Here is a 26,559-nt window from a genome sequence, read left to right as displayed (position 1 = left end):
CTTGCGGTCCTACGGTTGGATCAGCGGCAGGGTAATCCTGATGGTGGTGCCGCGGCCATCCCCTCCCGGCAAGGCCTCGACGCTGCCGCCGTGCGCGCCGACCATGCCCTGGCAGATGGTCAGGCCCAGGCCGGTGCCCTGGCGGCCGCGGTCGCCGCGCTCGACGCTGTAGAACATGTCGAAGATGCGGCCGCGTTCGTCTTCCGGAATGCCCGGGCCGCGATCGCGCACGTCGATGCGCAACTGCCCATCCACCAGGCCGGCCTCCACCTCCACCGCTTCGCCGGCGGGGGAAAACTTCGCCGCGTTCTCCAGCACGTTGAAAATGGCTTGCTCCAGCAACGCCGGATGCACCCAGATCGGCTCCAGTCCCGGGGCGATGGCCAGCCGCAGCTTGGCCCCGGACTGGTATCGCTGCAAGCGCGCGACCGCAGACCCGATCAGTTCGTCCACGCCTATCCAGTCGCGGTTCAAGGTCAGGCCGGTGTGGCCAAGCCGGGTCATGTCCAGCAGATTCTGGATGTAGCGGTCCAGGCGCTCGCCTTCCAGCCGAATCGTTTCCAGCAGGCTGTGGCGGTCGTCCTCGCCCATGGCCGCGCCGTAGTTGTCCAGGCTGCTGGCCGCGCCGATGATGGCCGCCAGCGGCGAACGCAGATCGTGCGAGACCGATGACAGCAGCGCCGAGCGCAGGCGTTCGGTTTCGCCGCCGATACGCGCGGTTTCCAGATCCGACACCAGCCGCGTGCGCACGATGGCCTGGGCGATGTCATCGACCATGGCCTCGGCCAGCCGGCGCTGTTCCGCACCGGGACTGGCCACGCCGTCGGCAACGCGCAGGCCCAGCACGCCAAGCGCGCCTCGTTCGGCCCTGATGGGCAGGAACCACCAGCTCGACAGCGTCAGCGTGTCGGTATACCTGCCGGCAGGTTCGCCGTGCTTCTGCGCCCAGTCGGCGGCCGCAAGGTCCCGCTCGTCCAGCACGGGCGCCGCGTCATGCGCGTATTGCTTGTCGCCAATGCGCATCCACGCTTCGGCCGCCAGCATCGCCTTGGCCGCTTCTTGCCCGGCCCGCACCACCTGGCCCTCATCGGCCGCAACCGCGAGCCGCCGGCCCAGCCCCTGCATGGCGGTGGCGTGCGCATTGGCCGCCCGCAGCGCCACCACCTGCATGCGCAGCTTGGACGCCAGCCGCCCGGCGACCAGCGCCGCAACCAGGAACAGCATCACGGTGGCAACGCCCTGCCAGGCGCCGATGTAGAACGTGTAGCGCGGGTCGATGAAGAAGAAGTTGTAGGCCAGGAAGCTCAGCACCGCCGCCAGCACCGCCGCCGCCGTCCGCGCGCGCGCGGCGACCAGCACCACCGCGACGATGAAGATCAGCGAAAGATCCTGCAGCCCGGCCCAGCGCTCGGCCAGCGAACCAAGACCGGTGGCGATGGCTGCCGACGCCGCCGCCAGCCATGCGTCGCTGCGGCTGATGAGCGCGGGAATGGCGCGCAGGCCGCGGCGCGAGCGGGCCCTCGCCTCGGGCGTGCTGATGATGGTCAGTTCGTAGTGGGCGCCGCGTTGCAGCAGTTGCTGGGTCAGGGTGCGGTTGAACATGCGCGCCAATGGGCGTTCGCGGGTGCGACCGATGACGATGGCGGAAATGCCGCTGCGCTGCGCGTGATCCAGCAGCGCATCGACGATGCTGTCGCCGTGCAGCACCGCGGTATCGCCGCCAAGGCGGCGCGCCAGCGCGAACGCGCGGTCCAGTTCCTGCGGCTGGCCGCCGGAACTGCGGGTCGCCTGTACCGTCACCACGCTCCACGGCGCGCCGCGGCGTTCGGCCAGCCGCCGGCCCATGCGCACCAGGTACTCGGATTGGCCGTAGCCGTCGATGGCCACCAGCACCCCGCGGCGCAGCGATACCCCGGGCAGACCGCGCGCGGTCTGCACTTCGCGCAGGTCGCTGTCGACGCGGTCGGCGGCGGTCTGCATGGCCAGTTCGCGCAGGGCGGTCAGATTGGACGGCGAGAAGAACGCCTGCAGCGCCTGCGCGGCCTGCTCCGGCACATAGACCTTGCCCTGGTTGAGCCGTTCAATCAGTTCGCGCGGCGGCAAATCCACCAGCACGATGTCGCGCAGGCGGTCGAACACGGCATCGGGCACCGTCTCGCTGACGCGCACGCCGGTGATCCTGTGCACGACATCGTTGAGGCTCTCCAGATGCTGGATGTTGATGGTGGTGTAGACATCGATGCCGGCATTGAGCAGTTCGATCGCGTCCTGCCAGCGCCGCTCATGGCGGCTGCCGGGCGCGTTGCGGTGGGCCAGTTCGTCCACCAACGCGACCTTGGGCTTGCGCGCCAGCAGCGCATCCAGATCCATCTCCTCCAGCCAGCGGTCCTGGTAAGCCACGCGTTTGCGCGGAACACGCTCCAGGCCCTCGGCCAGCACGGCGGTCTCGCTGCGCCCATGCGTCTCGACAATGCCGACCACCACATCCACGCCCTGCTTGGCCAGCTCGCGGGCGCGCGACAGCATCGTATAGGTCTTGCCGACACCCGGCGCAGCGCCCAGAAAGATGGTCAGGCGCCCACCGGCTTCGCGCTGAAGGCCTTCCATCAGGGCATCGGCTTGGCGGCTACGCGCGTCGGTCATGGGAATATTGTGCCTGTATCCATCGGAAGAGAATGGAATCCATCCTGTGGGAGCGACGCCAGTCGCGACGGAACATCCAATCTGTTCGTCGCGACTGACGTCGCTCCCACAATCAGGCAGCCCTGTATGTCAGAGCGCATCCAGCGCCAGATTCAATTCCAGCACATTGACGCGCGGCTGGCCCAGCAGGCCAAGCTGGGGGCCTTCCGTGTGCTGCACGATCATTCGCTCGACCTGTGCAACGTCCACACCGCGTGCCTTGGCCACGCGCGCGGCCTGAACCTGCGCCCCGCGCGGGCTGATGTGCGGATCCAGGCCGCCGCCGGACTGCGTCACCAGGTCGGCGGGCACAGCAGAGGGCGCGATGCCTTCGCGCCGCGCCACTGCCGCCGTCGCTTCAGCGATGCGCGCGCGCAGTTCGGGATTGCTGCGCGCCTGGTTGCTGCCGGCCACTGCCATCGGATCGTAGCCGGCCGCCGAAGGGCGGGAGCGGAAATAGCGCGGGTCGGCGAAGTCCTGCGCAACCAGCGCCGAACCGACGATGCGGCCCTCGCGTTCGATCATGCTGCCGGTGGCCTGCTGCGCGAACAACAGCCGGCCCAGTCCGGTGCCGGCAAGCGAATACGACAGGCCCATGCCAAGCAGGATGACGACGGCAAAGACCAGCGAAGCGCGCAACGCGCCGCCGTCATGGATGGTGGTTTGAGCGTTCATGAAACGAATCTCCAGTGGATGCTGTCTACGAAGCAAGCGCACAAGCGGTTGATTCGCCGGGAACCTGCTAGGCGCCGAAAACCGCGGCCAGCGCCATGTCGATCAGCTTGATGGCGGCGAACGGCAACAGTACGCCGCCGACGCCGTAGACCAGCATGTTCCGACGCAGCAGCGCGGTGGCGGAGGCGGGCCTGAAGCGCACGCCGCGCAAGGCCAGCGGGATCAGTGCCGGGATGATCAGCGCATTGAAGATCAGCGCCGCCAGCACCGCGTTGTGAGGGCTGGACAGCCGCATCACGTTCAACGCCGCCATCTGCGGAATTGCGGCGGCAAACAGCGCCGGCAGGATGGCGAAGTACTTGGACACATCGTTGGCCAGCGAGAACGTGGTCAGCGCGCCGCGGGTGATCAGCTGCTGCTTGCCCACTTCCACCACCGCCAGCAGCTTGGCCGGATCCGAATCGAGATCGACCATGTTGCCGGCCTCCTTGGCGGCCTGGGTGCCGGAATTCATCGCCAGGCCCACGTCGGCCTGCGCCAGCGCCGGCGCATCGTTGGTGCCATCGCCGACCATCGCCACCAGGCGACCGGCCGCCTGCTCTTGGCGGATGCGGGCCAGCTTGTCCTCCGGACGCGCCTCGGCGATGTAGTCGTCAACGCCGGCCTCTGCGGCGATGGCGGCCGCGGTCAGCGGATTGTCGCCGGTAATCATCACCGTCTTGACGCCCATCGCGCGCAGCCGGGCGAATTTTTCCTTGACCCCGTGCTTGACCACGTCCGACAGCTCCACCACCCCCAGCACATGCCGGCCTTCCGACACCACCAGCGGCGTCGCGCCTTCGCGGGCCACCTGCGCGATGCGTGCGGCCAGTTCGTTGGGCGCCACTCCGTCCAGCGACTGCACATGCCGGCCGATGGCATCGCCTGCGCCCTTGCGGATCGCGCGCTCCCCGATGTCGACGCCGGACATGCGGGTCTGCGCGGTGAACTGCAGATAGTGCGCCTGCACCGGTTCGGCGGCGGTGCTGCCCTGTTCCCGTGCCAGCCGCACGATGGACTTGCCTTCCGGGGTGGGGTCGGCCAGCGACGCCAGCAGCGCCGCATCGCGCAACTGGGCCCTGTCGACGCCGGCCAGCGGATGAAAGGCGGTGGCCTGGCGGTCGCCATGGGTAATCGTGCCGGTCTTGTCCAGCAGCAGTACGTCGACATCGCCGGCCACTTCCACCGCCTTGCCGGACTTGGCCAGCACATTGGCCGACAGCGCGCGGTTCATGCCGGCGATGCCGATGGCCGGCAACAAGCCGCCGATGGTGGTCGGAATCAGGCAGACCAGCAGCGCGATCAGCAGCAGCGGGTCGATGGCCACACCAACGAACCCGGCAATGGCCGGCAAGGTGGCGACGACGATCAGGAAGGTCAGCGTCATCGCCGCCAGCAGCAGGGTCAGCGCGATCTCGTTGGGGGTCTTCTGCCGGTTGGCGCCTTCCACCAGCGCGATCATGCGGTCGAGAAAGCTGTGGCCTGGCTCGGCGGTGATCCTGATCACGATTTCGTCCGACAGCACCCGGGTACCGCCAATCACGCCGGAACGATCGGTGCCGGCTTCGCGCAGGACCGGTGCCGATTCGCCGGTGACCGCGGATTCGTTGATCGTCGCCAGGCCCTTGACGATTTCGCCGTCGGCCGGGATCTGCTGGCCTTCGGAAACGATGACCAGATCGCCAGGACGCAGATCCGCGGCGGCGATTTGCGTTTCCGCGCCACCCGACGCAGTGTCGATCCTGCGCGCGACCAGATCCTTGCGGGCGCGGCGCAGCGATGCCGCCTGCCCGCGCCCGCGCGCCTCGGCCACCGCTTCGGCGAAGTTGCCGAACAGCACGGTCAGCAACAGGATGATCGTCACCGCCCAGCCCAGACCGGCCGGCGCGAGGCCGGCAAGGGCGATCGCCGCCGCCAGCAGCGTGCCGACCATCACCACCGCCATCACCGGGCTTCTGAGCAGATGCTGCGGCGCCAGTTTCAGGAAGGCATCGCGAACGGCAGCGCGCAGCGCGGCCGCGTCGATCAGCGCCGGATGATCGCGGCGCGTTTTTTCTTGATAGGGAACAGAGCTCATTGGGGGGTTCTCAGTGCGCGGCCAGCGACAGGTGCTCGGCGACCGGCCCCAGCACCAGTGCGGGCAAGAACTGCAGCACGGTCAGGACGACGGTCACGGCCACCAGGGTCAGCGCGAAAGTGGGAGTTTCGATTTGCAGGCTGCCGGCCGATTCGGGCGACCGGCGCTTGCGGGCCAGGCTGGCCGCCACCATCAACGGCAGGATCAATGCCGGATAGCGGCCCAGTACCAGCAGCAGCACACAGGTCAGGTTCCACCAGTAGCTGTTGTCGCCCAGTCCCTCGAAACCCGAGCCGTTGTTGGCGAATGCCGAGGTGTACTCGTAGAACACCTGACTGATGCCATGGAAGCCGGGATTGGAATTGCCGGTGAACTGCGGCAGCGCCAGCGCCAAAGCGGTGAAGCCCAGCAATACCAGCGGCTGCAGCAGAACCAGCAAGGCCAGCAGGCGCACCTCCGGCGCTTCGATCTTGCGGCCGAACAGTTCAGGCGTACGCCCGGTCATCAGCCCGGCCAGGAACACGCCCAGCAGCAGATAGACGATGAACTGCTGCAGGCCGGAACCGATGCCGCCCCAGATCGCATTGATCAGCATGTCGGTGATGGCCACCGCGCCGGTCAGCGGCGCCAGCGAATCGTGCATGGCGTTGACCGAGCCATTGGAGGTCTGCGTGGTCAGGCTGGCCCACAGCGCCGAAGCATCCGCGCCCAAGCGCACTTCCTTGCCTTCCATCAACGCCGGGTCGGCGGCGGTGAGCGAATGGCCTTCGGACCAGATCGCCAGACCCGACGATGCCATCGACATCAGCAGCATGCTGCCGAACACCAGCGCAGAGAGTCTGCGGCGCCCGGTAAACGGTCCGATCATGAAGATCAGCGCCATCGGGACAAGGACCAGCGCCAAGGTCTCCAGCAGATTGGAGAACGGCGTCGGGTTCTCCAGCGGCACCGAGCTGTTGGGCCCGTACCAGCCGCCGCCATTGGTGCCGAGTTGCTTGATGGCCACCATCGGCGCCACCGGACCCAATGGGATCTTCTGCTCGGCGATGCCGGCGCTGGCGTCGACCAGTGCGGCCACCGGCCCGCCCTGCAGCGTGGCGGGTACGCCCTGGCTGGTCAGCAGCAGCGTCCAGACCAGCGCCAACGGCAGCATGAAGCGCACGCCGGCGCGAGTCACATCGGCCCAGTAGTTGCCGATGTCGGCTTCGCCGGAGGTCTTCGCGGCGCCATCCGGCTGCTTTCCCTGGCGCGACATCACCACTTGCGGATCGTCCAGCGCGGCCGCAGCCGATGCCAATGGCGCATCGGCCTGGCGCGCGACCGTTCGCCCACCGAACAACGCCCGCAAGGTCGCCACGACCATGGCCAGCCCCATCATCGGCGTGGCCACCTGCAGGCCGACGATGCCGACCATGTGCGACAGGTAGGACAGTTGCGCCTGACCGGAATAGTGCTGCTGGTTGGTGTTGGTGACAAACGACACCATGGTGTGCAGCGCCAGGTCCCAGCGCATGTTGGGCGCGGCGTTTGGATTCAACGGCAGCCACGCCTGGGTCATCAACAGCAGCCACACCAGCAGACCTACCACCAGGTTGCTGAGCAGGAAAGCGCCGGCGTAGCCGCGCCAGCTCATGCCACGGCGGGGATCGGTGCCGAGCAGGCGGTAGATCGGCCGCTCGATCCAGCCGAACAGGCTGTCCACGCGCATCGGCGCGCCGCGCATCACCGCCGCCAGGTAGCGGCCCAGTGGCCAGGCCAGGGCAATGGCAACGCCGAAAACGAGAAAGGATTCGATCATCAGTACGTCCTCAGAATTCTTCGGGACGCAGAATCACGTACAGCAGATACGCCGCGGCAAGGATCGCCGACAGCGCGCAGACCAGGGCCAGCCAGTCGGGCATGACGCAACACTCCAGACAATTTGCGAGTGCTCAGTCTCTACCCGGGCGGCGTAAAGCCGCCATCCGCCTGAACCGGCAACGGCGTAAATTCAGCGTAAAAACTCAGCGCCGAATGGCTCCGGTCTCTCCGGCCGCCGCCAATACCGCATCGGTGTCCTGATCGAATACCGGAGCGGCGAACGATGCCGGCCCCGGTGTGCGCCCGAACTTGATCGGTTGGGTGACGCCGCGGTAACGGCCGACCACCGGGTGTTCGATGCTGTCGATGATGCCTTCGGCCAGCACCTGTGGATGATCGAACATGTCCTCGACCCGGCGCGCGGCCGCGCACGGAACCTCATCGCCGAACAGCGCTTCCCATTCCATCGCGGTGTGCGCCAGCAGCGCCCGATGCAGTTGCGGCACGATTTCGGCGGCGTGTTCGGCGCGCTTGCGCACGCTGTCGTAGCGCGGGTCGGCGGCCAGCGCGGCCAGGCCGGTCTTTTCGCACAGCGCTTTCCAGAAGCGCGGCGTATTGGCCGAAATGTACAGATGGCCCTCGCGGGCCGGGTGGATGCCGGTAACGCCGCCCGAGCGCATGTCGCGGCCGATATCCAGCGCTTCGCCTTCGGCCCAGATCAGCCGCGCCGACTGCATGGTCAGCGCGCTGCGCAGCAGCGACACGCCGACGAACTGGCCCAGGCCGCTGCGCTCGCGCTCGTACAGTGCCGACGATACCCCGCCCGCCAGCAGCGCGGCGGCGTAGTAATCGACCACCGAACCGTAGATGATTTCCGGCGGTCCGCCGCGCTTGCCCTGCAATGCGCACATGCCGGTCATGGTCTGCAGCACCTGATCGTAGCCGGCCTTGTCCTTCATCGGCCCGCTCTCGCCGTAGCCGGTCACCGCGCAATAGATCAGGCGCGGATTGATCGCGCTGAGCTGTTCGTAGTCGATGCCCAGCCGCTTGGGCACCGACGGACGGAAGTTGTGCACCAGCACGTCGGCCTCGCGCACCAACCGCATCAGCGCCGCCAGCCCCTGCGGCTGCTTCAGGTCCAGGCAGATGCCGATCTTGCTGCGGTTGACGCCCATGAAGGCGCGGCTTTCGGCTTGCAAGGTGGACGGGTACTTGCGCAGGTTGTCGCCATCGGGCGGCTCCACCTTGATGACGTCGGCGCCCTGATCGGCCAGCAGCGAGCATCCGTACGGACCGGCGATATAGGCGCTGAGATCCAGCACCTTGACGCCGCTCAGCGGTCCTTGCGGTCCCTCGCGGCGCATCAGTTCGAAAGGGGACGGTTTAGCCATGCGGGTCGTGTCCAAGTGCCGGGTGCGCTGGAAGTCTGTTCCACGCCAGAATCGGGAAACAGCCGGGTCTGATACTTTCTGCGCCCACAATTTCTTGCTTGATGGGCCAATGTCCTGCCGTCATCGCAATGCCGGTCAAGGCTGCGCCGCCGGTTCCGGCGCCAGCGACAGCCAGGTCAGGCGCCAGGCGCCATGATGGCGGCCACCGGTCCGATAGTAGGGGCTGAACAGCAACGGCGCACGATAGCCGAGATCCATTCGAATGGCAGCGCCCTGCTCGTCCGCCGCCGCCGGCAACAACTGCAGCCAGTCCTGCAAGGGCCGCTCGGGAAGCTTCAACGTTTCGTCGAACTTGAAGCCGTCTATCAACCCGGTCGAATAGACCAGCGGACCGCAGGTCACGGCGGCGTATTCGTAACGCAACACCTGCTGCGCGACCGGCGAACCGTCCGGCGCCCGCGACTCCTGCACGTTGCGGTTGAGGCGGCGATGCAGCTGCGGTTGCATCGGCAACGCCAGCTCGACGGCATCGCCCGCCTGCCAGTCGCGGGTCAACTGGACCCATCCGTCTTCGCCGGCCGCCGGCTCCATCGCCACGCCGTTGATCGCGATAGTCGCCTGATGCGCCCATGACGGAATGCGCAGGCGCAGCGGAAAGCGCGCCGGACGCTCAGGCTCAACCTCGATATGGATCCTGCCGGCGAACGGGTAGCCCGTGCGCTGGCGCAAGCGCACCTGTCCCGCACTGGCCAGCGGCAACGTGGCCGAACTCTCGCCGTAGAGATTGACCTGCACGCCGCCGTCTGCGGTCAGCGCGTAGGCGATGGCCGGCAGTTCCTCCAGCGCCATCGCGCCGCTGGACTTGCAGCAGCGCCAATAGGTGGTGTGCACGCGCTGGCCATTGGGGAACGAGTAGTAGCACCAGTCCTGGCCATCGGGCGCCAGCGCGCCCAGTAGATCGTTGTAGGCGCTGCGTTCGATTTCGTCGGCGTAGCGCGCCTGGCCGGTGATGCGCAGCAGCTCGCGGTTGAGCTGGATCCAGGCCAGCACCGAGCAGGTTTCCACATAGGCCTGCGGATGGAACGTGCCGGCGGGATTGAACACCTCGCGCGAGCGATGCGCCACCCCGCCCCAGGGGCCGCCGCCCAGGCTCAGGTGATGCTGGCCGATGTTCTGCCATAGATGGTCCACCGCCTGCCGGTAGCGGGCATCGCCGGTGGCGCGGTACAGCTTGGCCAGGCCTACCAGGTTCCAGCAGAGCTGGTAGGCCTTGCCGGTGGCGATTTCCGAGGCATCGGCTCCGGCGAGTGCGCGGTCCAGCAGCGCCAGCATCGGTTCGCCATTGGCCTGCTCGGCAACCCGTTCGGCCAGTTGCAGATAGCGCCTTTCGCCGGTGACGAAATAAAGTTCCGTCGCCGGGTCCATCAGCACCGTGGCCGACATGCCGTGGTGGTTGCCCAGCGTGGTGATGTCGATACCGCCCTCGGTCAGCGTCTGCCAGCAGAGATCGCCGATACGGCAAGCGGCCTGCAGATAGCCCGGTTCGTCCAATAGCCGGTGGGCTTCCAGCAGGCCGAGGATCAGGTAGCTGTGGGTCCAGATGTCCCAGGTGCGCAGCGCCGGCGCGCCATCCCAGCTAACCGGCTTGGGCGGCTGTTTGCGCATGAAACGGCGCTCGGGCGCGTAGTTGCCCAGATAGCCGTCGGCGTCCTGGCGCGCGATCAGATAGTCGGCCACCCGGCGCACGCTGGCGCGCAGCGGCGGGTCATCGCTGCGCAGGGCCGCGCGTGCGGCCGCATACAACCACTTGCCGGCATGCTCGCCATACCAGTCGCCTTCGCTGTTCTGCTGCGTGTGCTCGGGATGGAACACCGCAATGGCCGGGCTGTGCTCGTCGACGATGAAATGGCTGAGCCGGCCACCGCGGCTGGCTTCCAGCGCTTGGCCCAGCAGCCCTTCCATTTTCACCTGTTGCGGCGAAGCCAACTGCAGGTATGGCTTCACGCTTTGTCGTCCCTCGGCCCTGTCTCGCATTGGCCTACTCCGCGTCGACGACGCAACGGAAACCGACCATCGCCGAGCGATCCTTGCACGGCGCCATCAACAGGTATTTGCCATGCTGGTCCAGCCGGTAGGCCTGCGGGAAATACCAGTGCGAGGTCTGCGGCTGGTAGGCGCTGCCGCCGCGCAGTACCGCCGCGCGGGTATGTTCGTCGGCGTATTCGTCGGTCCATTGCCAGATGCCGCCGACCAGGTCTTCGACCCCGAACGGACTGGCGCCCTGCGGATAGGCGCCGACCTCGGCCGGCGGCAACACGCGGCGGCCGCGGTTGACCGGCGGCACCGCGTCGTCGCGCCACTGATCGCCCCACGGATACAGGCGGCCGTCGTTGCCCTGCGCGGCGTACTGCCATTCCCATTCGTGCGGCAGCCGCTTGCCGGCCCATTGCGCATAGGCGCGCGCGTCTTCCAGCGACACCCAGGTCACCGGTCGGTTTTCCCAGCCCGGGCGCGGCGCGCCGTCCTGCCAGTCGCGCAGGAAGTTGTGCGCATCGCGCGGCGCATAGCCGCTGTCGTCGACAAACCGTTTGAACTGCGCGTGGGTGACCGGGTGGCGGTCGATATGGAACGCCTGCATCGCCATCCGCCGGCGATGATGGCGGCGCGGGCTGCTCTCCCACGGGTACTGCACGTCCAAGCCTTCCCAGGTCTGGCCTTCGATCTCCACCCCACCGACCGCGAACACGAACTCGCCGGCCGGCACCGTCACCATGCCTTCCGGAGCCCGGGCGTGCCGCTGCGTGGCCGCGATGGGAGTGAGCTGTTGCGGGATGGCGCGCCATTGCCGCGACAGCGACGACAGCGGCGTCTTTGCGAATCCGGCCATCAGCGCAAGGAAGCCCGGCAGATCGGCAAGGTCCTGCCGCGCGTCGGCGACCAGCAGCGCGCCGAAGCCGCGCGCCTCCATCGCGAATGCGACAACGGCATGGCCATCGATCACCTGCGGCCGCAGCTCCGCGCCCTGCCAGAGGTCGAAGTAGCGATTGCCCGGCTGGTGCGGTACCGCAATCTGCTCGCCTTCCAGGTCGTATTCGTTGCGGTTGACCAGCGTCCACAGCACCTGCCCGTCACCGGGAAAGCGGCTGGCGAAAACGCCGGCCTGCAGGGTCGGGAAATACGGCGTCCAGTCCATGCTGACCAGCAGCGGCGCGAATTTGCGCTCGATGGTGGCGATGCGGCGCAGCGCCTCGGCATCGCGCGGGGTGAACTGGTTCCAGATGCCCCAGATGTTCTCCCAGGCGTTGTAGCCGATGCCGTTGAAGAAGATGTATTGCAGATCGTGGTTGCGGTCGCGGCCCCAGCGGTTTTCGTAGTTGATCATGTGGCGCGGTTCCAGCCACTTGAACTTGGCCACCGGCGGGATGACCTCGTTGGGCGCCTTCTTGCCCCAGCTTTGCACGTTCCAGATCAGCTGTTCTTCGGCGCTGATGGTCGACTCCGGCTGCACCACCACCGGCCGGCCCAGCGCATCGCAGGCATCGAAGAACGCGCGCGGCACGCCATTGTAGGTATCGCCATTGATGCCGTCGGCGCCGACCTCCTTGACCAGCTTGGCAACCGCGTGCCAGTCGGCCTCGCCCTGCTCGCGGGTGCCGTTGTCCCACGGCATGGTCGGCAGGAACACCTTGACGCCGCGGCGGTGGAAATCGGCCACCGCGCCGCGCAGGCCTTCGAGGCCGCCGGGCAGATCGCGCGCCATGTCGAACTGGTTGCGGTCGTCGATGCCGATGTTGGGGTAGACATACCAGATCAGCACGCTGTCCAGGCCGCCGAAGCGCCGCTCCAGATCGTCCAGGTAGCGGTCAACGGTGTAGCGGCCTTCCTCCGGGTCGTAGAAGTAGCGGTCCTCCACCATCATCTGCGCATGCACGAAGTTGCGCTGCGCCCATTGCAGCTCCGGGCGCCGGTAGTTGGCGTCGTCGTAGCCGATCCGGGTCAGGTGCTCGCGGCGCCAGTCGCGCAGTTCGCTGATCCAGTCGGCGGAGGTGGCGTTGACGTCGATCTTCCAGTGACCGATCTCGGCGAACGGCCAGCCCGGCGCCTTGCCCGGCGTGGGCAGGTAACGCTGGGTAGTGACGTGCGAGAACTTGTACTCGGTCTTCGGCAAGCGCCGCGGCGTGCCGCCTGCAGGTTCGGGCAATGGATTGTCGGTGGCGGAAGTCATCGGATCGTCGCTGGGGGAGAGGTCGCTAGCGCAGGCCGCAATAGGCGGCCAGCGCTTCGTAGGTGGATGCGCAGGCCGCAGGCGATTTGCGCAGCAGCGCCTCGACCTCGGCACGCGCCGGGATGCTGGCCTGGGCGCCCAGGCGGGTGCAGGCCAGGGCGGAGGCCGCGCTGGCGTAGCGTAGTGCATCGCGGATGCCATCGCCCTGCCCCAACCGGGCCGCCAATGCGCCGCAGAATGTGTCGCCGGCGGCGGTGGTATCGATGGCCTTGACCGCAAACGCCGGTTGCAGGTGCACCTCGCCATTCGTGCGCGCCAGGCTGCCGCGCGCGCCCAGCGTCACCACGACGCAGGGAACCTCCAGGCCGGCCAGGGCCGCGACCAGGCTGCCCGGATGTCCGGCCAGCGTCGCCAGTTCGCCCTCGTTGACCACCAGCACGTCCACCGCATCCAGCAGCTGCCGCGGCAGTTCGCGTGCAGGCGCCGCGTTCAACAGCACCTGCACGCCGGCCGCGCGTGCGGCCAGCGCATACGTGCAGACGATCTCCACCGGCGTTTCCAGCTGCAGCAGCAGGTGGCTGACCTTGGCCAGCGGCGGAAGGTCGGCCGCGCGCAGGCTGGCGTTGGCCCCTGGCGCCACGGTGATGGCGTTGTCGGCATCATCGGACAGGCAGATGAAGGCGGTGCCGGTAGCCGCATCATTGCGCCTGACCACGGTCAATGCCACGCCCGCTTCGCGCAACGAACTTTCCACAGGGTCGGCGAAGGCATCCTCGCCCAGCGCCAGCAGCATCCGGGTCGGCATGCCGCCTGCGCGGGCGCAGGCCACCGCCTGGTTGGCGCCCTTGCCGCCGGGAAAAGTGGCCATATCGCGTCCCAGCACGGTTTCGCCCGGCGCCGGCACATGGCTGGCGCGGACGACGAAATCCAGATTGGCCGAACCGGCCACCAGGATGTGTTTTCCGCCGCCTGCAGTCATGGTTCCAGCGCCTGATAGACAAGGGTGTAGAAACGGGTGCCGACGCGCGGCAGATCGCGGTCGCTGTCGTCGGGAAGATGCTGCAGCAGCAGGATCGCCACCAGTTTCTCCTGGCGGTCGATGGTGAACGTGGTCGATGCCGCGCCGGACCAGCCGAACGCGCCGACCGAACCCGGCCGGCCTCGGCCGGCCACATCCAGCACGACGTAACCGCCCAGGCCGAACCCTTCGGCATCGCTGAACTCGGTGACCGGCGGGTCCAACTGGGTCAGATGATTCATCATCATCAGCTCCACCGTCTTGCGCGACAACAGCCGGGTGTCTTCCCGCCTGCCGCCGTCCAGCAGCATCTGGCAGAAACGCGCGTAGTCGCTGGCGGTCGAGTACAACCCGCCGGCGCCGCTTGGGTAGGGATTGAGCCTGGCGCCGGGTTCGCGTGCGCTGGGGCCGTCGTCCAGCCGCAGCCTGCCATCGGCTCCCATCACCGTGATATCGGCGATGCGGTGGCGCTCGCGCTGCGGCACCGAGAATCCGGTATCGCGCATGCCCAGCGGCTGCAGGATATGCCGTTGCAGGTAGGCCTCGAACGATTCGCCGCTGACCACTTCGACCAGCCGCGCCAGCACCTCGATGCCGGTGCCGTCGTATTTGAAACGGCTGCCCGGCTCGGCGGCCAACGGCACCTGGCCCAACCGTTGCGAAAATTCTTCCAGCGTTGCCGAGCCATGCAGATCGGCCCGCTGCAGCAATCGCGTCGGCTGCTCGTAGCCCTCGCCGCCGGTGGCGAAGCCGCCGGTATGGGTCAGCAGCTGGCGGATGGTGATCGGCGAGTTTGCTTCCCGCAGCTGCGGTGCATCGGCGGTTCCGCCAATAAACAACTGCATATCGGCGAATTCGGGCAGGTAGTGCGAAACCGGATCGTCCAGGCCCAGCAGGCCGCGTTCCATCAGTTGCAGCACCGCCACCGAGGTGATCGGCTTGGTCATCGAATAGAGACGGAAAATGGTATCCACCCGCATCGGCTGGCTACGCGCGAGATCGCGATGGCCGTAGGCGCGGAGCCCGGCCAACCGGCCATCGCGCATGACCAGGCTGACCCCGCCCAGGTAGCCATCCTGGTCCGTCGCTTTGCGCAGGAACTCGTCCAGCCGTTGCAGGCGCTGTGCGGAAACGCCTGCCTGCGCGGGAGAAGCCGCAGCCGCCCCTTCCGCGGCAACCGCATTGGCCCGCGGCACAGCCAGCGCCAACGCGACGGCGAGCAGCAGCGGCCGAAGCCGCTGCATGCCCGCCCTTCCACGCGGCAACCGAGTTGGGGGAGAGTCTGGAATCAAAAGGTGATGGTATGGCTGAGGGAAACCATGCGGCCGCGCCCGGCCCAGTAGTTCTGCCAGCCCGGTACCTGCGACCAGCTCAGGATGTACTGCTTGTCGAGCAGGTTCTCGATGCCAAGCGTGAACTTGCCAAAGCGCGCGGTCTGGTAATTGACGCCAAGATCCACCAGCGTGTAGCCCTCGGTATTCTCTTCAGAACTGAAGGTCCTGCCATCGTACTCGCGCACGTCCGAACCGGACAGGTGGCGGTCGAACAGCCGGGTCGCGCCCAGGGTGATGTCGCCGTTGGCGACGAACTTCCAGTTCACCGACAGCGACAGCTTGTCCGGATTGACGTCCAGCACGCCCAACGGTTTGTTCAACCCGCCAGCGCCATAGCTGCCATCCGGCGCCGACGACCAGTACGAGGTCTTGCCGCGGATGCGCGAGTAGATGCCCGACATCTTCCACCGCTCGTTGAAGCGGAATTCGCCATTGGCCTCGAAGCCCTTGATGCGGACCGGTGCGCGGGTCATCACAAAGTCGTTGGTGACCGGATCCACCGACAGCGAGGAACCGAACGGCGACTTGGAGTCGTAGTACGACGCGCCGAAGGCGGCGCTGTCGCCGCGCCAGTTGAAGCCGACCTCCTTGTTGGTGACGATGATCGGCTCGAGATCTGCGATGCAGTCCACCCGCTTGCACGGGCTGTTGTTGTTGATATTGCGCAGCGGGATGCCGATATTGGCCAGGCCGAAGCCTTCGCCGTAGGAAGCGAATACCGACCATTCGTCGCTGATCCGCCAGATCGCGCCGAAGTTGGTCATGTTCTCGCTGTATTCCATCTTGCCGCCCTGCACGAACACTTCGTCGCGGTAGGGCGTGGTGGTGTAGCTGTCCACCTTCAGTTCGCCATCCTCGTGGCGGATACCCCCGCTCAGGGTGACCGGGCCGACATCCCAGGTCAGCTGCGCGTACGGCGCCAGGCTGGTGTACTCCATCGGCGGCACCCACAGCCGGTTGGTCAGTGCCAGCCGCTGGGCGGCCTCGTCCTGGACCAGGTCGATACCGGTACGCAGCTGCAGCCCTTCCACGGCGAAGATGTCGCCCCGCGTCCACGAAGTGCGCAGGCCCTGCTTCTTCGAGGTGATCTCGGACTGGTCGAAGATGCGGTCGTCCTCGTTGAAGTTCTCGTCCACCTTGACCAGTTGGCGGTCATCGCCGTCCTCGGGCAGGTAGCGCATCGCCTGGTCGGCCCAGTACAGATCGGCGGTGAAGGTGCCGCCGAACAGATCGCCATGGCTGTAGTTGACCGCGACCTGCTGGAAGTCGTTGATCTCGGCCTTGGAGCCGTAGATCGATCCGCGCTCGGAAGTGTTGGTGGTCGGCACCGGGCACTCGACCGGGTCGTAGCGGCAGCCTTCGACCTGGATGTAGTTGCCCTTGCCTTCGATCTTGAAGTTGCTGACGCTGGCCTGCAGGCGCTGTTCGCCGCTCTCGCCGAAGTTGTAGCCGGCCTTCAGGTAGAGGTTGCGGGCTTCGGAGTCGGACACCGATCCGCTGGTGTTCATGCCGATGCGGCGGCCGTCGCCGTCGTAGGAAATGCCGCGGTCTATGTACGAGGTGCTGAACAGCAGGTCGAAATCGTCGCCCAGGTAGGCGTGATTGAGGCCGAGTTTCCAGCCGGCGCTGTCGGTGCCGAACTGGCTGGAATAGCGCGAGACTACCGTGGTTTCGTGACCCGGTTCGGTCGGCACCTTGGAGATGTAGTTGATGATGCCGCCGGCGGCGCCGATGCCTTCGGAGGCCGAAGGACCGTTGATGACCTCGATGCGGCCTACCAGGCCCATGTCGGTGAAAGTGCCGTTGCGGTTGCCTTCGCGCAGCGGCGACCCTTGCGGAATGCCGTCGAACAGGCGCAGCGCGATGCGCCCGCGCAGGGTTTCGCCGCTGTTGCTCATCGCCTGCGACGACTCGGCGTAACCGGGAACCGTGCGCGCCAGCACCGCCGTGGCGTCCTCGGTCAACGCCAGCGTGTGTTCCACCTGCTCGCGGGACACCAGGCTGATGGCGCCGGGAATCTTGTCGATGGACGTGGCCACACGGGTGCCGGTGACGATCATGCGATCCAGATCGACCGGCGCTTCACTCCGGTCTTCGTCGTTCTGCACGGCATCGGGTGCGCTCTGCGCGTGGACATGGGCGCTGGCGGCGGCCAGCAGGATGCAACTGATGGCTGCAGACAAAGGTTTGATCATGGCGTCTCATCGATAGTTGGCCGCCCACCCCTCCCAGGGAGAAAAGGCCTGACATACATGTGCGCTCTACAGGCGCGCGGCTGTCGCCGCGGGCCACCGCGAGGCACTCTCCTCCGGGGCTCGCTTGCATGCCCCCAGTGCCAGAGAGACTAGGCGCGGCCCGGCAATCGAAGAACCCCCGCTACCTATGTTCAGAGCTTAGTTTTTATTGTGTGAGGCGGTGCGTTCGCTGCTGCATTGCAACAGTCCGCTGTAATGCGGCTGCCTTCCCCTATGCCGGCTCGTATCCGACCGCGCTCTGCGCTTCGCGCAACAACACCGTCACCAGCCGGATCCGGACCGTGGAACGCGACCAGACGATGCCGATGCGGCGCGGCACGCATTCGTTCGGCAACGGGATGCGCACCAGCCGCAAGCCTTCGGGCCATGGCTGCGCCCAGTCCGGCACCAGCGAAACGCCCAGGCCGCGGTCGACCATCACCGCGATGGCATTGAGCGCGTTCAACTCGAACCGCTCATGCGGAACGATGCCGGCCGCGCGCAGGTACTCGTCGGCCTGGCGGCCGCCCCATTGATGGCGGTCGTAGCGGATCAGCGGCTGGCTGGCGAGCAGTTCGTGCGGATCCCGGCCGGCCATGCTTTCCGGCGCCAGCACCACCAGCGGCTCCTCGCGCAGCAGCTGCCAGTTGCAGGTCTTGGGCAGCGAGAACGGCGCCTGCAGCACGATGGCCGCATCCAGATCGCCGGCTTCCACCGCGCGATACAGATCGGCCGAGTAGCCGGGCTTGATGAAGACGTTGATCTGCGGAAACTTGTCCACCATCCGCGCCAGGATGTCCGGCAGCATGCCGGCCAGCGCGGTCGGGCACGCACCCAGCCGCAGTTCGCCGGACACCGCGCTGTCGTTGGCCACGCTGCGCATGTCGGCCACATCGCGCAGCAGATCGCGGGCACGCTGGAGAATGCGCGAGCCTTCCTCGGTCACGCTGACGGTGCGCCCGACCCGTGCGATCAGGCCGGCGCCCAGTTCCCGTTCCAGCGTGCGTATCTGCTGGGCCACCGCCGCCGGGGTGATATTGAGCTCGCGCGCCGCGGCCGCCATCGAGCCGCGGTCCACCACCGTCACGAACGTATTCAGGAACTGCGTGTCCACATCATTGCCCTCGAACTGCGGCGCAGGCTACACGAGGCGCCCGCCACGCGCGACAGGACCAACGGCCTATGGCCGCGAGCAAGCGCTCAAGCCCTACCCGGGCGCTGCCGGTAGATGGTCAGCCCCTCCAGCGACTGCCGCGGCGCCGGGAACAGCAGGCTGGCCGCGTAGCCGATGACGATGCACAGCAGGATCGAGATGGCCAGGTAGAAGTACGGATGCACCAGATCCATCGACCACGCCAGCAGCGTCAGCGCGATGCTGGAACCGATGCCGATGGCCACGCCCTTGGCATTGGCGCGGCGGGTGAACATGCCCAGCGTATAGGCGCCGGCGAACCCGCCGCCCAGCAGGCCGGCCAGTTCGATCGACACGTCGAACAGCGAGTGGATGTCGTGGCGCGACAGCAGCAACGCGATGCCGATACCGGTCAGGCCGACCAGCACGCCGGTGATTTCGGCGAACAGCACGCTCTTCTTCGGCGTGGGGTTCTTCACCAGCCGTTCGTAGAAGTCCACCGACACCAGCGTGGAGACGCTGTTGATGATGCTCGACAGCGTGGACATGGCCGCGGCCAGGATGCCGGCGACGATCAGCCCGGTCACGCCCATCGGCAGTTCGGCGGCGATGAACAGCGGGAAAGTCGCGTCTATCGGCAGCATCGGGTTCATCCGTTCCGGATGCGACTGGTAGTACACGTACAGCGCGGTGCCGATCAGGTAGAACAGGAAGCCGCCGGGAATCATGATGGCGGCGAATGTCCAGATGGAACGCCCGGCCTCCCTGTCCGAACGGGTCGACAGCACCCGCTGCATCAGCACCTGGTCCTTGGGGAAGGTCAGCACCACGTCGAACACCACCAGGAAGATGAAGCCCCACACCGTGGCCTTGGTCAGATCGAAACTGAAGTCGAACACCTTCATCTTGTCGGCCGCCATCGCGGTACCGACGAATTCCGGCACGCCGCCATTGAGCTGGTAGACGATGAAGCCGATGGCGAAGATGGCGCCGCCGAACATCACGAACACCTGCACGAAATCGGTCCAGATCACCGCCTTCATGCCGCCCAGGGTGGTGTAGAGGATGGTGAAGACTCCCATGATGAGAATGCTCCACACCACGTCGATGCCGGTGATGGTGGCGATGGCCAGCGCCGGCAGGAACAGGATCACGCTCATCCGGCTGCCGATCTGCATCAGGATGCACAGCGCGCTGGCCAGCATGCGGATGGCCGGATGGAAGCGCGTTTCCAGATAGGTGAACACCGACATCAGATCCAGCCGCCGCAGCAGCGGCACGATCCAGACGGCGACGAACATCAGTCCCAGCACGGCGATCAGGTTGTTGGCCAGGTATTGCCAGTTGGACTCGAAGGCCTTGGCAGGAATGGCGATGAAACTGATCGAACTGGTGTTGGTGGCATACAGGCTGACGCCGGCGGCCCAGAACGGAATCGAGCGCCCGCCGACGAAGAAGTCCGAGGTGGACGTGCGTTTTTCCGCCAGATAGAAGTATCCGCCGATGCCGACCATCACCGCCAGGTACAGCACGATGACGATCCAGTCCAGCCACTTCAGCAGATGCCGGCCGCCGTCGATCTGCACCGCGTCAAAACCGATGCGGCCCGGCGCCTGACCCGGTTTCGCCCACAGCAGGCCATCCTGCCATGCGGTGACGTGACCGGCGTTGCCGGCATGCGGATCCGGCAACGCTGCCCAGGCGCCGGTGATGGTGTGGAAACTCATCAAGCGGGCGGCCGCACCCGGCAACGCTTCCATCAGATAGAGGATATGCGCCTGGCCGATGGCACGGCCTGACCCGGCGATGATATTACCGGGCGTTGCAGCGGCCTGCTCCCAACCCGACTCGGCGGACCAGCGCCATAGCTGCTGCTGCGCCGCATCGGTGGCCGTGGCGGTCAGATACAACGCCGAGGTCTGCGCCACCAACGCCACCGGCACGCCGTCGCCAGGCCAGGCCAGCAGCGTTTGCCAGGCAGCATCCGGACGCGAGATGGAGGCGCGGTACAGCTGCGGCGCGCCGTCTTTGCCCAAACCGGCCAGGTAAAGCGTATCGCCCTGCGCGGCCAGCCGTGCATCGGACAGCATTTCCGGCAGCGGCGCCATCGCCGCCGCCTGCAATTGATCCGAACCCAGGCTCAGCCGCTCGATCCGCTGCAGACGTCCATCGCTGGCCTGTCGCAGCAGCCAGGCATCGCGGCCGGTTCCGACGAGACCGACCATCTTCGCGTCGGATGGTTGCGACGGCCACGCCGCGCGCCGCCAGGAGTGTTGATCCTCGGCCAGCAACCAGGCGCCGTCGGCGGTCACCGCAACCGGACGCGCGTCGATGGCCGCCAGGCCAATCAGGGGAGCGTCGGAGGCCAATGGCGGAAAGCCGGTGTGCTTGACCGATACCAGACTCTCCGCATACGCGGCCGGTATCGCCGCGCAAAGCAGCAGCAGTAGCACCCAAAGACACCGGCTCAGGTGCAGCGCAATCGATGCCGGTTTGCGCATGATCGCTTGGGGTGGAATCGTCATGCGTCGATGCGTGGCCGGCTGCGGAGGGCAATCATGCCCGAGTAGGAAGTCCGGGCAAGTGCCATATGGCCATTGGCACTGCGATGATGCGGGCTCTCCGTTTCGGTTGCGCAGCAGGTCATCTTGCCGCCGCCGCGATAATGGCTTCGGCACGTTTCAGGAACGGCGCGTCGATCATCCGGCCGTCCACCACGAACGCGCCGCGGCCATCGGCCGCCGCCGTTCGTGCCGCGGCCACGATGCGCCGGGCGGTTGCGACTTCCTCGTCGGTCGGCTGGAACACCTGGTTGGCCAACCCGAGCTGGCGCGGATGGATGCAGCTCTTGCCGGCGTAGCCCAGGCGGCGCGCCATCCGCGCTTCGGCAACGAAACCGTCTGCGTCCTCGAGATCGCCGAAAGCGCCATCGCAGGCGAAGATGCCGGCCTCGGCGGCCGCCATGCGCACGGCGTGCATGACCGCGTGGACGTTGGCGCGGTCCCGGCGGTCGATGCCGAACGGCTCGAACAGATCGCCCAGCCCCAACTGCAGGCCCGCCACCCGTGGGTGTGCCGCGGCAATGCCGGCGGCATTGCGCAATCCGCCCGGGGTTTCGATGGTCAGCAGCAGCCGCGTCGTGGCGGCGGTGCCCGATTGCGCTTCGCTTCGTTGCAGCAGCTCGACCGCCGCCAGCGCTTCGTCGCGGCTTTCCACCTTGGGCAGGTTGAACAGACCCACGCCGGCACTGGCCAGCGCTTCGATATCGGCGATGCAATGCGGCGTCGCCAATGCGTTGGTGCGCACCACAATCGTCTTGGCGGTTGCGCGCACCGCCGGCGTCGCCAGGAACGAGACGACGTTCGCACGCGCCTGCGCCTTGCGATCCTCCGGCACCGAGTCCTCCAGATCGAAGGAAAGCGCATCGGCTTCGCTGGCCAGGGCCTTGGCGAAGAGTTCCGGACGCACACCGGGCACGAACAACTTGCTACGCATGGGCCATGCTCATCATGGCGCGCAGTGTGAGCGAATCGAACCCAAAGAAAAGCGCGTGAAGACATCTTCAGACGATACTTTTCGTTATGACTGCCGGTGGTGCAAGCCAGCTTTTCGTGTCGTAGTGGCCAGCTTCCCCTACTCCCTTCTCCTCTCCCCCACTCGTGGGGGAGAGGATGCCGAAGGCAGGTGAGGGGGCGAACGGAGACAGCAGTGGTGCGAAGGATGTACGTGTGCAGCGTTCGCGGTGCGGCCACATGGGACGCAGGAGAACGGCCCCCTCACCCCAACCCTCTCCCCCGCGAGCGGAGGAGAGGGGGCGAGAGCATCGCGCGATGGCGATCACCTCGTTCCTCATACAAACGTGCCAAGTCTTGCCTGCCTCAGCGCTTCACATCGAAGCTATCCTGGTTGAGGAAGGCTTCCACTGCATCGACGCCGACGAGATTGAAATCGCCGGGCACCGAATGCTTCAGGCAGGCCGCGGCCAGGCCGAAGTGCAGGCCGTCGGCATCGCTCATGCCGCTGATGAGGCCATGCAGCACGCCGGCCGCGAACGCATCGCCGGTGCCGATGCGGTCGACGATGCCGGCCACTTCGTAGCTGGGCGTGGTGTGCAGCGTGCCGTCACGCAGCGCGGTGTTGGCCGAAAGCGCGTGATGATCGACATTGCGCTGCACGCGCACCGTTGCCGTCATCCGTTGCAGGTGCGGGAAGGCTGCGAACGCGGCCTGCGCAGCGGCGGCGAAACGCTCCTGTGCGGTGGCCTGTGCGAACGGTCGCTTCAGCACCACTTCCAGATCCCGGTGGCTGGCGAACATCGTGTCGGCCTCGGCCATGATGGCGTGCAGAATCGTGGGTGCATCGCCGTGCCAGGCCTCCCACAGCTTGGGCCGGAAATTGCCGTCGAAGGAAACCTTGACGCCGGCGGCCCGTGCCGCGCGCATGGCCTTCAACGTACCCTCGGCAGCCGCCGCGCCCAGCGCCGGGGTGACCCCGGAAACATGCAGCCAGTCGGCACCCTGCAACAGCGCCGGCCAGTCGTGCTGGCCACCGCCGGCGCGGACGAAGGCCGAATCGGCACGGTCGTACAGCACCTCGCTGGGGCGCTGGATGGCTCCCGGTGTCAGAAAGTACAGCCCCATCCGCCCGTCGGCGCGCTGGACCGCGGCGGTGTCGACGCCATGCCGGCGCAGCTCGCCGGTAACCGCTTCGCCCAGCGGGTTGTCGGCCACCACGCCCACCATCTGCGCGCGGTGGCCAAACCGCGCCAGCGACACCGCCACATTGGCTTCGGCGCCCCCTGCATGCACTTCCAGCTGCGGCGTCTGCAGCAGCAACTGGCGCCCAGGCGCGCCCAGGCGCACCAGCAATTCACCGAAACAGACGATCTTTGCCGACATCACTCATCCCCTCATCGCAATCAATAAGTTTGTGCATTGCGGCATAGATTCCTGTCCCGGGACAACAAAAAAGCCTGGAAAGAATAGTTGTTGCTGCACTGCACACTCTGTTAGCTTTTCATTTGACCAGCGGTGTCATTCTGCCGGCTGGCAACGATTATCCATCGAATCACGCATCACAAACAGCCAAATCAGTCGCCATAGAGCGACCATGGTCCCTTGAGGAGGGGAAGACATGCCAGTTCAAGACATCCGCCGAAAGACACCGGTTACCTTGCTTGCCGTTGCGATTGGCCTCGCGCTGCAAGCGGGTGCCATCGCGTCTGCTCAAGAGGCAACCGCCGCTTCTGGGCAGGAACCGGTAGAGACCCTGGACACTATCAGCGTGACAGGCTATCGAGCCAGTCTGGAAAAAGCCCTCGACATCAAACGTGGCGAAGCGGGTGTAGTGGATGCGATCGTCGCCGAGGATATCGCTGATTTTCCTGATCTGAACTTGGCCGAGTCGCTGCAGCGCATCCCGGGCGTGTCGATCACCCGTGACGGTGGCGAAGGCCGCAACATTTCCGTGCGCGGCCTGGGTCCGCAGTTCACCCGCGTTCGCATCAACGGCATTGAAGCGCTGGCCACCGGTGGCGGTACCGATACCGCTGGCGGCGTCAACCGCGGTCGTGGCTTCGACTTCAATACCTTCGCCTCCGAACTGTTCAGCCAGTTGGTGGTCCGGAAGACATCGTCGGCCGACGTTGAAGAAGGCTCTCTGGGTGCAACTGTCGATCTACGCACGGCACGTCCATTCGACTACGACGGCTTCACGCTCGCCGCTGGCGGCCAAGCCAGCTACAACGATCTGTTGGAGGAAGCCAATCCGCGCGCGACTTTCCTCGTCAGCAATACCTTCGCCGACAACAAGCTCGGTGCGCTGCTGTCCGTGGCCTACACCGACCGCAAGGTCGTCGAGGAAGGCTCGGACTCGGTGCGCTGGTGGACTGCGCAGAACGCCACCACCAATTTCTTCAACCCGGCATCGCCGTACACTGATGCGCTGAGCCCCGATGTGTTCCACCCACGTATCCCGCGCTACAACGTCTATCGGCACGAGCAGGAACGCCTGGGCGTGACCGCATCGGTGCAGTTCAAGCCGAATCCCAATACCGAGCTGTCATTCGACGCGCTGTATGCCCGTTTCGATGCCAACCGCTACCAGGACAACATCAACGCGGTCTCCTTCAGCCGAACCAATGCCTCCGGCAAGCAGAACACCTTGGTCATGGATGGCGAGATCGACGCCAACGGCAACCTGGTCTATGGCGTATTCGACAATGTCGACATCCGTTCGGAAGGGCGCTACGACGAACAGACCACTGACTTCAAGCAGTGGAGTTGGGAACTGAAGCACCGCTTCACCGACGCGTTCTCGATGAGTGCGGTGGTTGGCAACGTGCAATCAACCTACGATAACCCGATCCAGACCACCGTCATCATGGACAAGTTCGATGTCGACGGATATTCGTGGGATTACCGCCGCAACAGCCGCCTCCCGGTGTTCAACTACGGCAACATGGATCCGTTGGATCCCAATGGCTGGACTCTGGCCGAGATCCGCTTGCGCCCGCAGTGGACACGCAACGAGTACGACGCGTCGCAGGTCGACTTCAATTGGATCGCGTCCTCGTACTTCACCCTCAGAGGCGGTGCGCATTACAAGGATTACACGTTCCAGTCGAAGGAGTGGCGACGCCCGAGCGAAACCAATGTTCCGGCAATGGACAGCGCCACGCTGGCAGGACTGTTGCGCCAGTTCGGCACTTACGGGATCGGCGCCGGTGGCGTGAACCAGTGGCTGGTACCGGATGTGGCGGCGTTCCAGGAAGCCCTTGGCATCCACAACGGTGAAGGCATCTATCAGGTGTTCGACAATCTGTCCACGCTGGCGGCCAACAACCGCACCATCAACGAACGCAGCCTGGGCTATTACGTGCAAGGCGACTTCAACTTCGACATCGGCAATGTGCCGTTGCGCGGTAATGTCGGAGTGAGACGCGTGGACACCGATCTGACCAGCGATGGCTGGTCGTTCCTGGCGGGCGTGCCGGTCCCCACCCGCGTGACGCACAACTACAGCGATACGCTGCCTTCGATGAACCTGGCCGCGGAAATCACTCCCGACTTCGTGGTGCGCCTGGCTGCCGCTAAGGTGATGACCCGGCCCAACCTAGGCTTCCTGAATCCCGGAGCCACTGTCAGCGCTTCCGGTGGCGCGTTCACAGTGACCACCGGCAATCCGAAGCTCGAACCATTCCGCGCCAAAACATTGGACCTGAACCTGGAATGGTACTTCACCAACGAAGCATTGCTGTCATTGGGTCTGTTCTACAAGGACATCGACAGCTTCATCCAGAATTCGCGGGAAAGCCGTCCGTACAACACCTCGGGACTGCCGAACGAGTTGCTGATCGGTACCATCGCCACGCCGGAAGACATCTTCACCTTCAACCAGCCACTCAACACCCCGGGCGGCGAACTGCGCGGGTATGAGATCAGCTATCAGCAGCCGTTCACTTTCCTGCCTGGCTTCTGGCAGAACTTCGGCGTGCAGCTGAACTACACCTACGTCGACTCAGACATCCAGTACCTGAATTCGGCCGGCGTGCCAACAGTCAAGGGACCAATGGTGGGCCTGTCCGAGAACGCCTGGAACGCGACACTCTATTACGACGACAAGAAGTTCTCGGCACGCGTGTCTGCCGCCTACCGTGACGAATTCGTCAATACGATCCCGGGCCGCGAGGGCAGCGATGTTGAGGCAACGTCCGAGTTCACCACGGTCGACGCCTCGGTCTCGTACAAGCTCACCGACCGGTGGACGATTTCCCTTGAAGGTCTGAACCTGACCGACGAGTGGACCGACCTGTGGATGGATACCGCCGGGGACCGATCAATCGCCTATACCCATACCGGCCGCCAGTACATGTTGGGATTCCGCTACAAGTTCTAAGCGACAGGGGATCCGGCGGATGCGTCCGCCGGATCCGCTACCTGTCTGCGCTGCAC

Annotated in this window: 16 protein-coding genes; 1 reads left to right on the top strand and 15 read right to left on the bottom strand. The window is 66.0% G+C overall.

All coding sequences use genetic code 11. The features are described from left to right. Positions 1-9: 9 nt before the first annotated feature. From CRO39_RS08750 to CRO39_RS08680, 15 genes are all read right to left on the bottom strand, one after another. Positions 10-2,643, bottom strand: a complete 2,634-nt coding sequence (locus CRO39_RS08750; RefSeq protein ID WP_097121509.1) for a sensor histidine kinase — start codon at positions 2,641-2,643, stop codon at positions 10-12. A 129-nt stretch (positions 2,644-2,772) separates the two neighbouring features. Continuing rightward, a complete protein-coding gene (gene kdpC, locus CRO39_RS08745; protein WP_097121508.1) occupies positions 2,773-3,357 on the bottom strand; it encodes a potassium-transporting ATPase subunit KdpC in 585 nt (194 codons plus the stop codon). 67 nt (positions 3,358-3,424) lie between these two features. Continuing rightward, positions 3,425-5,473 (bottom strand): potassium-transporting ATPase subunit KdpB, encoded by a 2,049-nt coding sequence (kdpB, locus tag CRO39_RS08740; protein WP_097121507.1) that lies wholly within the window; start codon positions 5,471-5,473, stop codon positions 3,425-3,427. 10 nt (positions 5,474-5,483) lie between these two features. Further along, the gene (gene kdpA / locus CRO39_RS08735) at positions 5,484-7,271 is read right to left on the bottom strand and encodes a potassium-transporting ATPase subunit KdpA (RefSeq protein WP_097121506.1); all 1,788 of its coding nucleotides are present in this window, start codon (positions 7,269-7,271) and stop codon (positions 5,484-5,486) included. A 10-nt stretch (positions 7,272-7,281) separates the two neighbouring features. Further along, positions 7,282-7,374, bottom strand: a complete 93-nt coding sequence (locus CRO39_RS08730; RefSeq protein WP_097121505.1) for a potassium-transporting ATPase subunit F — start codon at positions 7,372-7,374, stop codon at positions 7,282-7,284. A 102-nt stretch (positions 7,375-7,476) separates the two neighbouring features. Further along, positions 7,477-8,664, bottom strand: a complete 1,188-nt coding sequence (locus CRO39_RS08725) for a CaiB/BaiF CoA transferase family protein (RefSeq protein WP_097121504.1) — start codon at positions 8,662-8,664, stop codon at positions 7,477-7,479. Positions 8,665-8,799: 135 nt separating this feature from the next. Continuing rightward, a complete protein-coding gene (locus CRO39_RS08720) occupies positions 8,800-10,668 on the bottom strand; it encodes a glycoside hydrolase family 127 protein (RefSeq protein WP_238394571.1) in 1,869 nt (622 codons plus the stop codon). Positions 10,669-10,702: 34 nt separating this feature from the next. After that, on the bottom strand, positions 10,703-12,889 hold the full coding sequence (locus tag CRO39_RS08715) for a formylglycine-generating enzyme family protein (RefSeq protein ID WP_097121503.1): 2,187 nt from the start codon (positions 12,887-12,889) through the stop codon (positions 10,703-10,705). A 25-nt stretch (positions 12,890-12,914) separates the two neighbouring features. After that, positions 12,915-13,868 (bottom strand): ribokinase, encoded by a 954-nt coding sequence (locus CRO39_RS08710; protein ID WP_097121502.1) that lies wholly within the window; start codon positions 13,866-13,868, stop codon positions 12,915-12,917. After that, positions 13,865-15,151 (bottom strand): serine hydrolase domain-containing protein, encoded by a 1,287-nt coding sequence (locus tag CRO39_RS08705; protein ID WP_097121501.1) that lies wholly within the window; start codon positions 15,149-15,151, stop codon positions 13,865-13,867. The genes CRO39_RS08710 and CRO39_RS08705 overlap by 4 nt, the downstream gene beginning before the upstream one ends. Before the next feature lie 44 nt (positions 15,152-15,195). Next, entirely contained in the window at positions 15,196-17,436 is a 2,241-nt protein-coding gene (locus CRO39_RS08700) for a TonB-dependent receptor (RefSeq protein ID WP_097121500.1), read from the bottom strand. A gap of 271 nt (positions 17,437-17,707) precedes the next feature. Continuing rightward, entirely contained in the window at positions 17,708-18,589 is an 882-nt protein-coding gene (locus tag CRO39_RS08695; RefSeq protein ID WP_097121499.1) for a LysR family transcriptional regulator, read from the bottom strand. 86 nt (positions 18,590-18,675) lie between these two features. Further along, entirely contained in the window at positions 18,676-21,132 is a 2,457-nt protein-coding gene (locus CRO39_RS08690) for a sodium:solute symporter family protein (RefSeq protein WP_238394572.1), read from the bottom strand. 118 nt (positions 21,133-21,250) lie between these two features. Further along, positions 21,251-22,102, bottom strand: a complete 852-nt coding sequence (locus CRO39_RS08685; protein WP_097121497.1) for an HpcH/HpaI aldolase/citrate lyase family protein — start codon at positions 22,100-22,102, stop codon at positions 21,251-21,253. A 383-nt stretch (positions 22,103-22,485) separates the two neighbouring features. Further along, on the bottom strand, positions 22,486-23,508 hold the full coding sequence (locus CRO39_RS08680) for a sugar kinase (protein WP_162125743.1): 1,023 nt from the start codon (positions 23,506-23,508) through the stop codon (positions 22,486-22,488). Positions 23,509-23,740: 232 nt separating this feature from the next. Here CRO39_RS08680 and CRO39_RS08675 point away from each other — a divergent pair, with 232 nt between their 5' ends. Then, positions 23,741-26,503: a TonB-dependent receptor gene (locus tag CRO39_RS08675; protein WP_097121495.1), complete on the top strand. Its 2,763-nt coding sequence runs from the start codon at positions 23,741-23,743 to the stop codon at positions 26,501-26,503. The last annotated feature ends 56 nt before the right edge of the window (positions 26,504-26,559 follow it).

The sequence above is a fragment of the Pseudoxanthomonas wuyuanensis genome (assembly GCF_900215535.1).
GTDB classification, from domain to species: domain Bacteria; phylum Pseudomonadota; class Gammaproteobacteria; order Xanthomonadales; family Xanthomonadaceae; genus Pseudoxanthomonas_A; species Pseudoxanthomonas_A wuyuanensis.
This window is presented reverse-complemented; position numbering and strand designations above follow the sequence as displayed.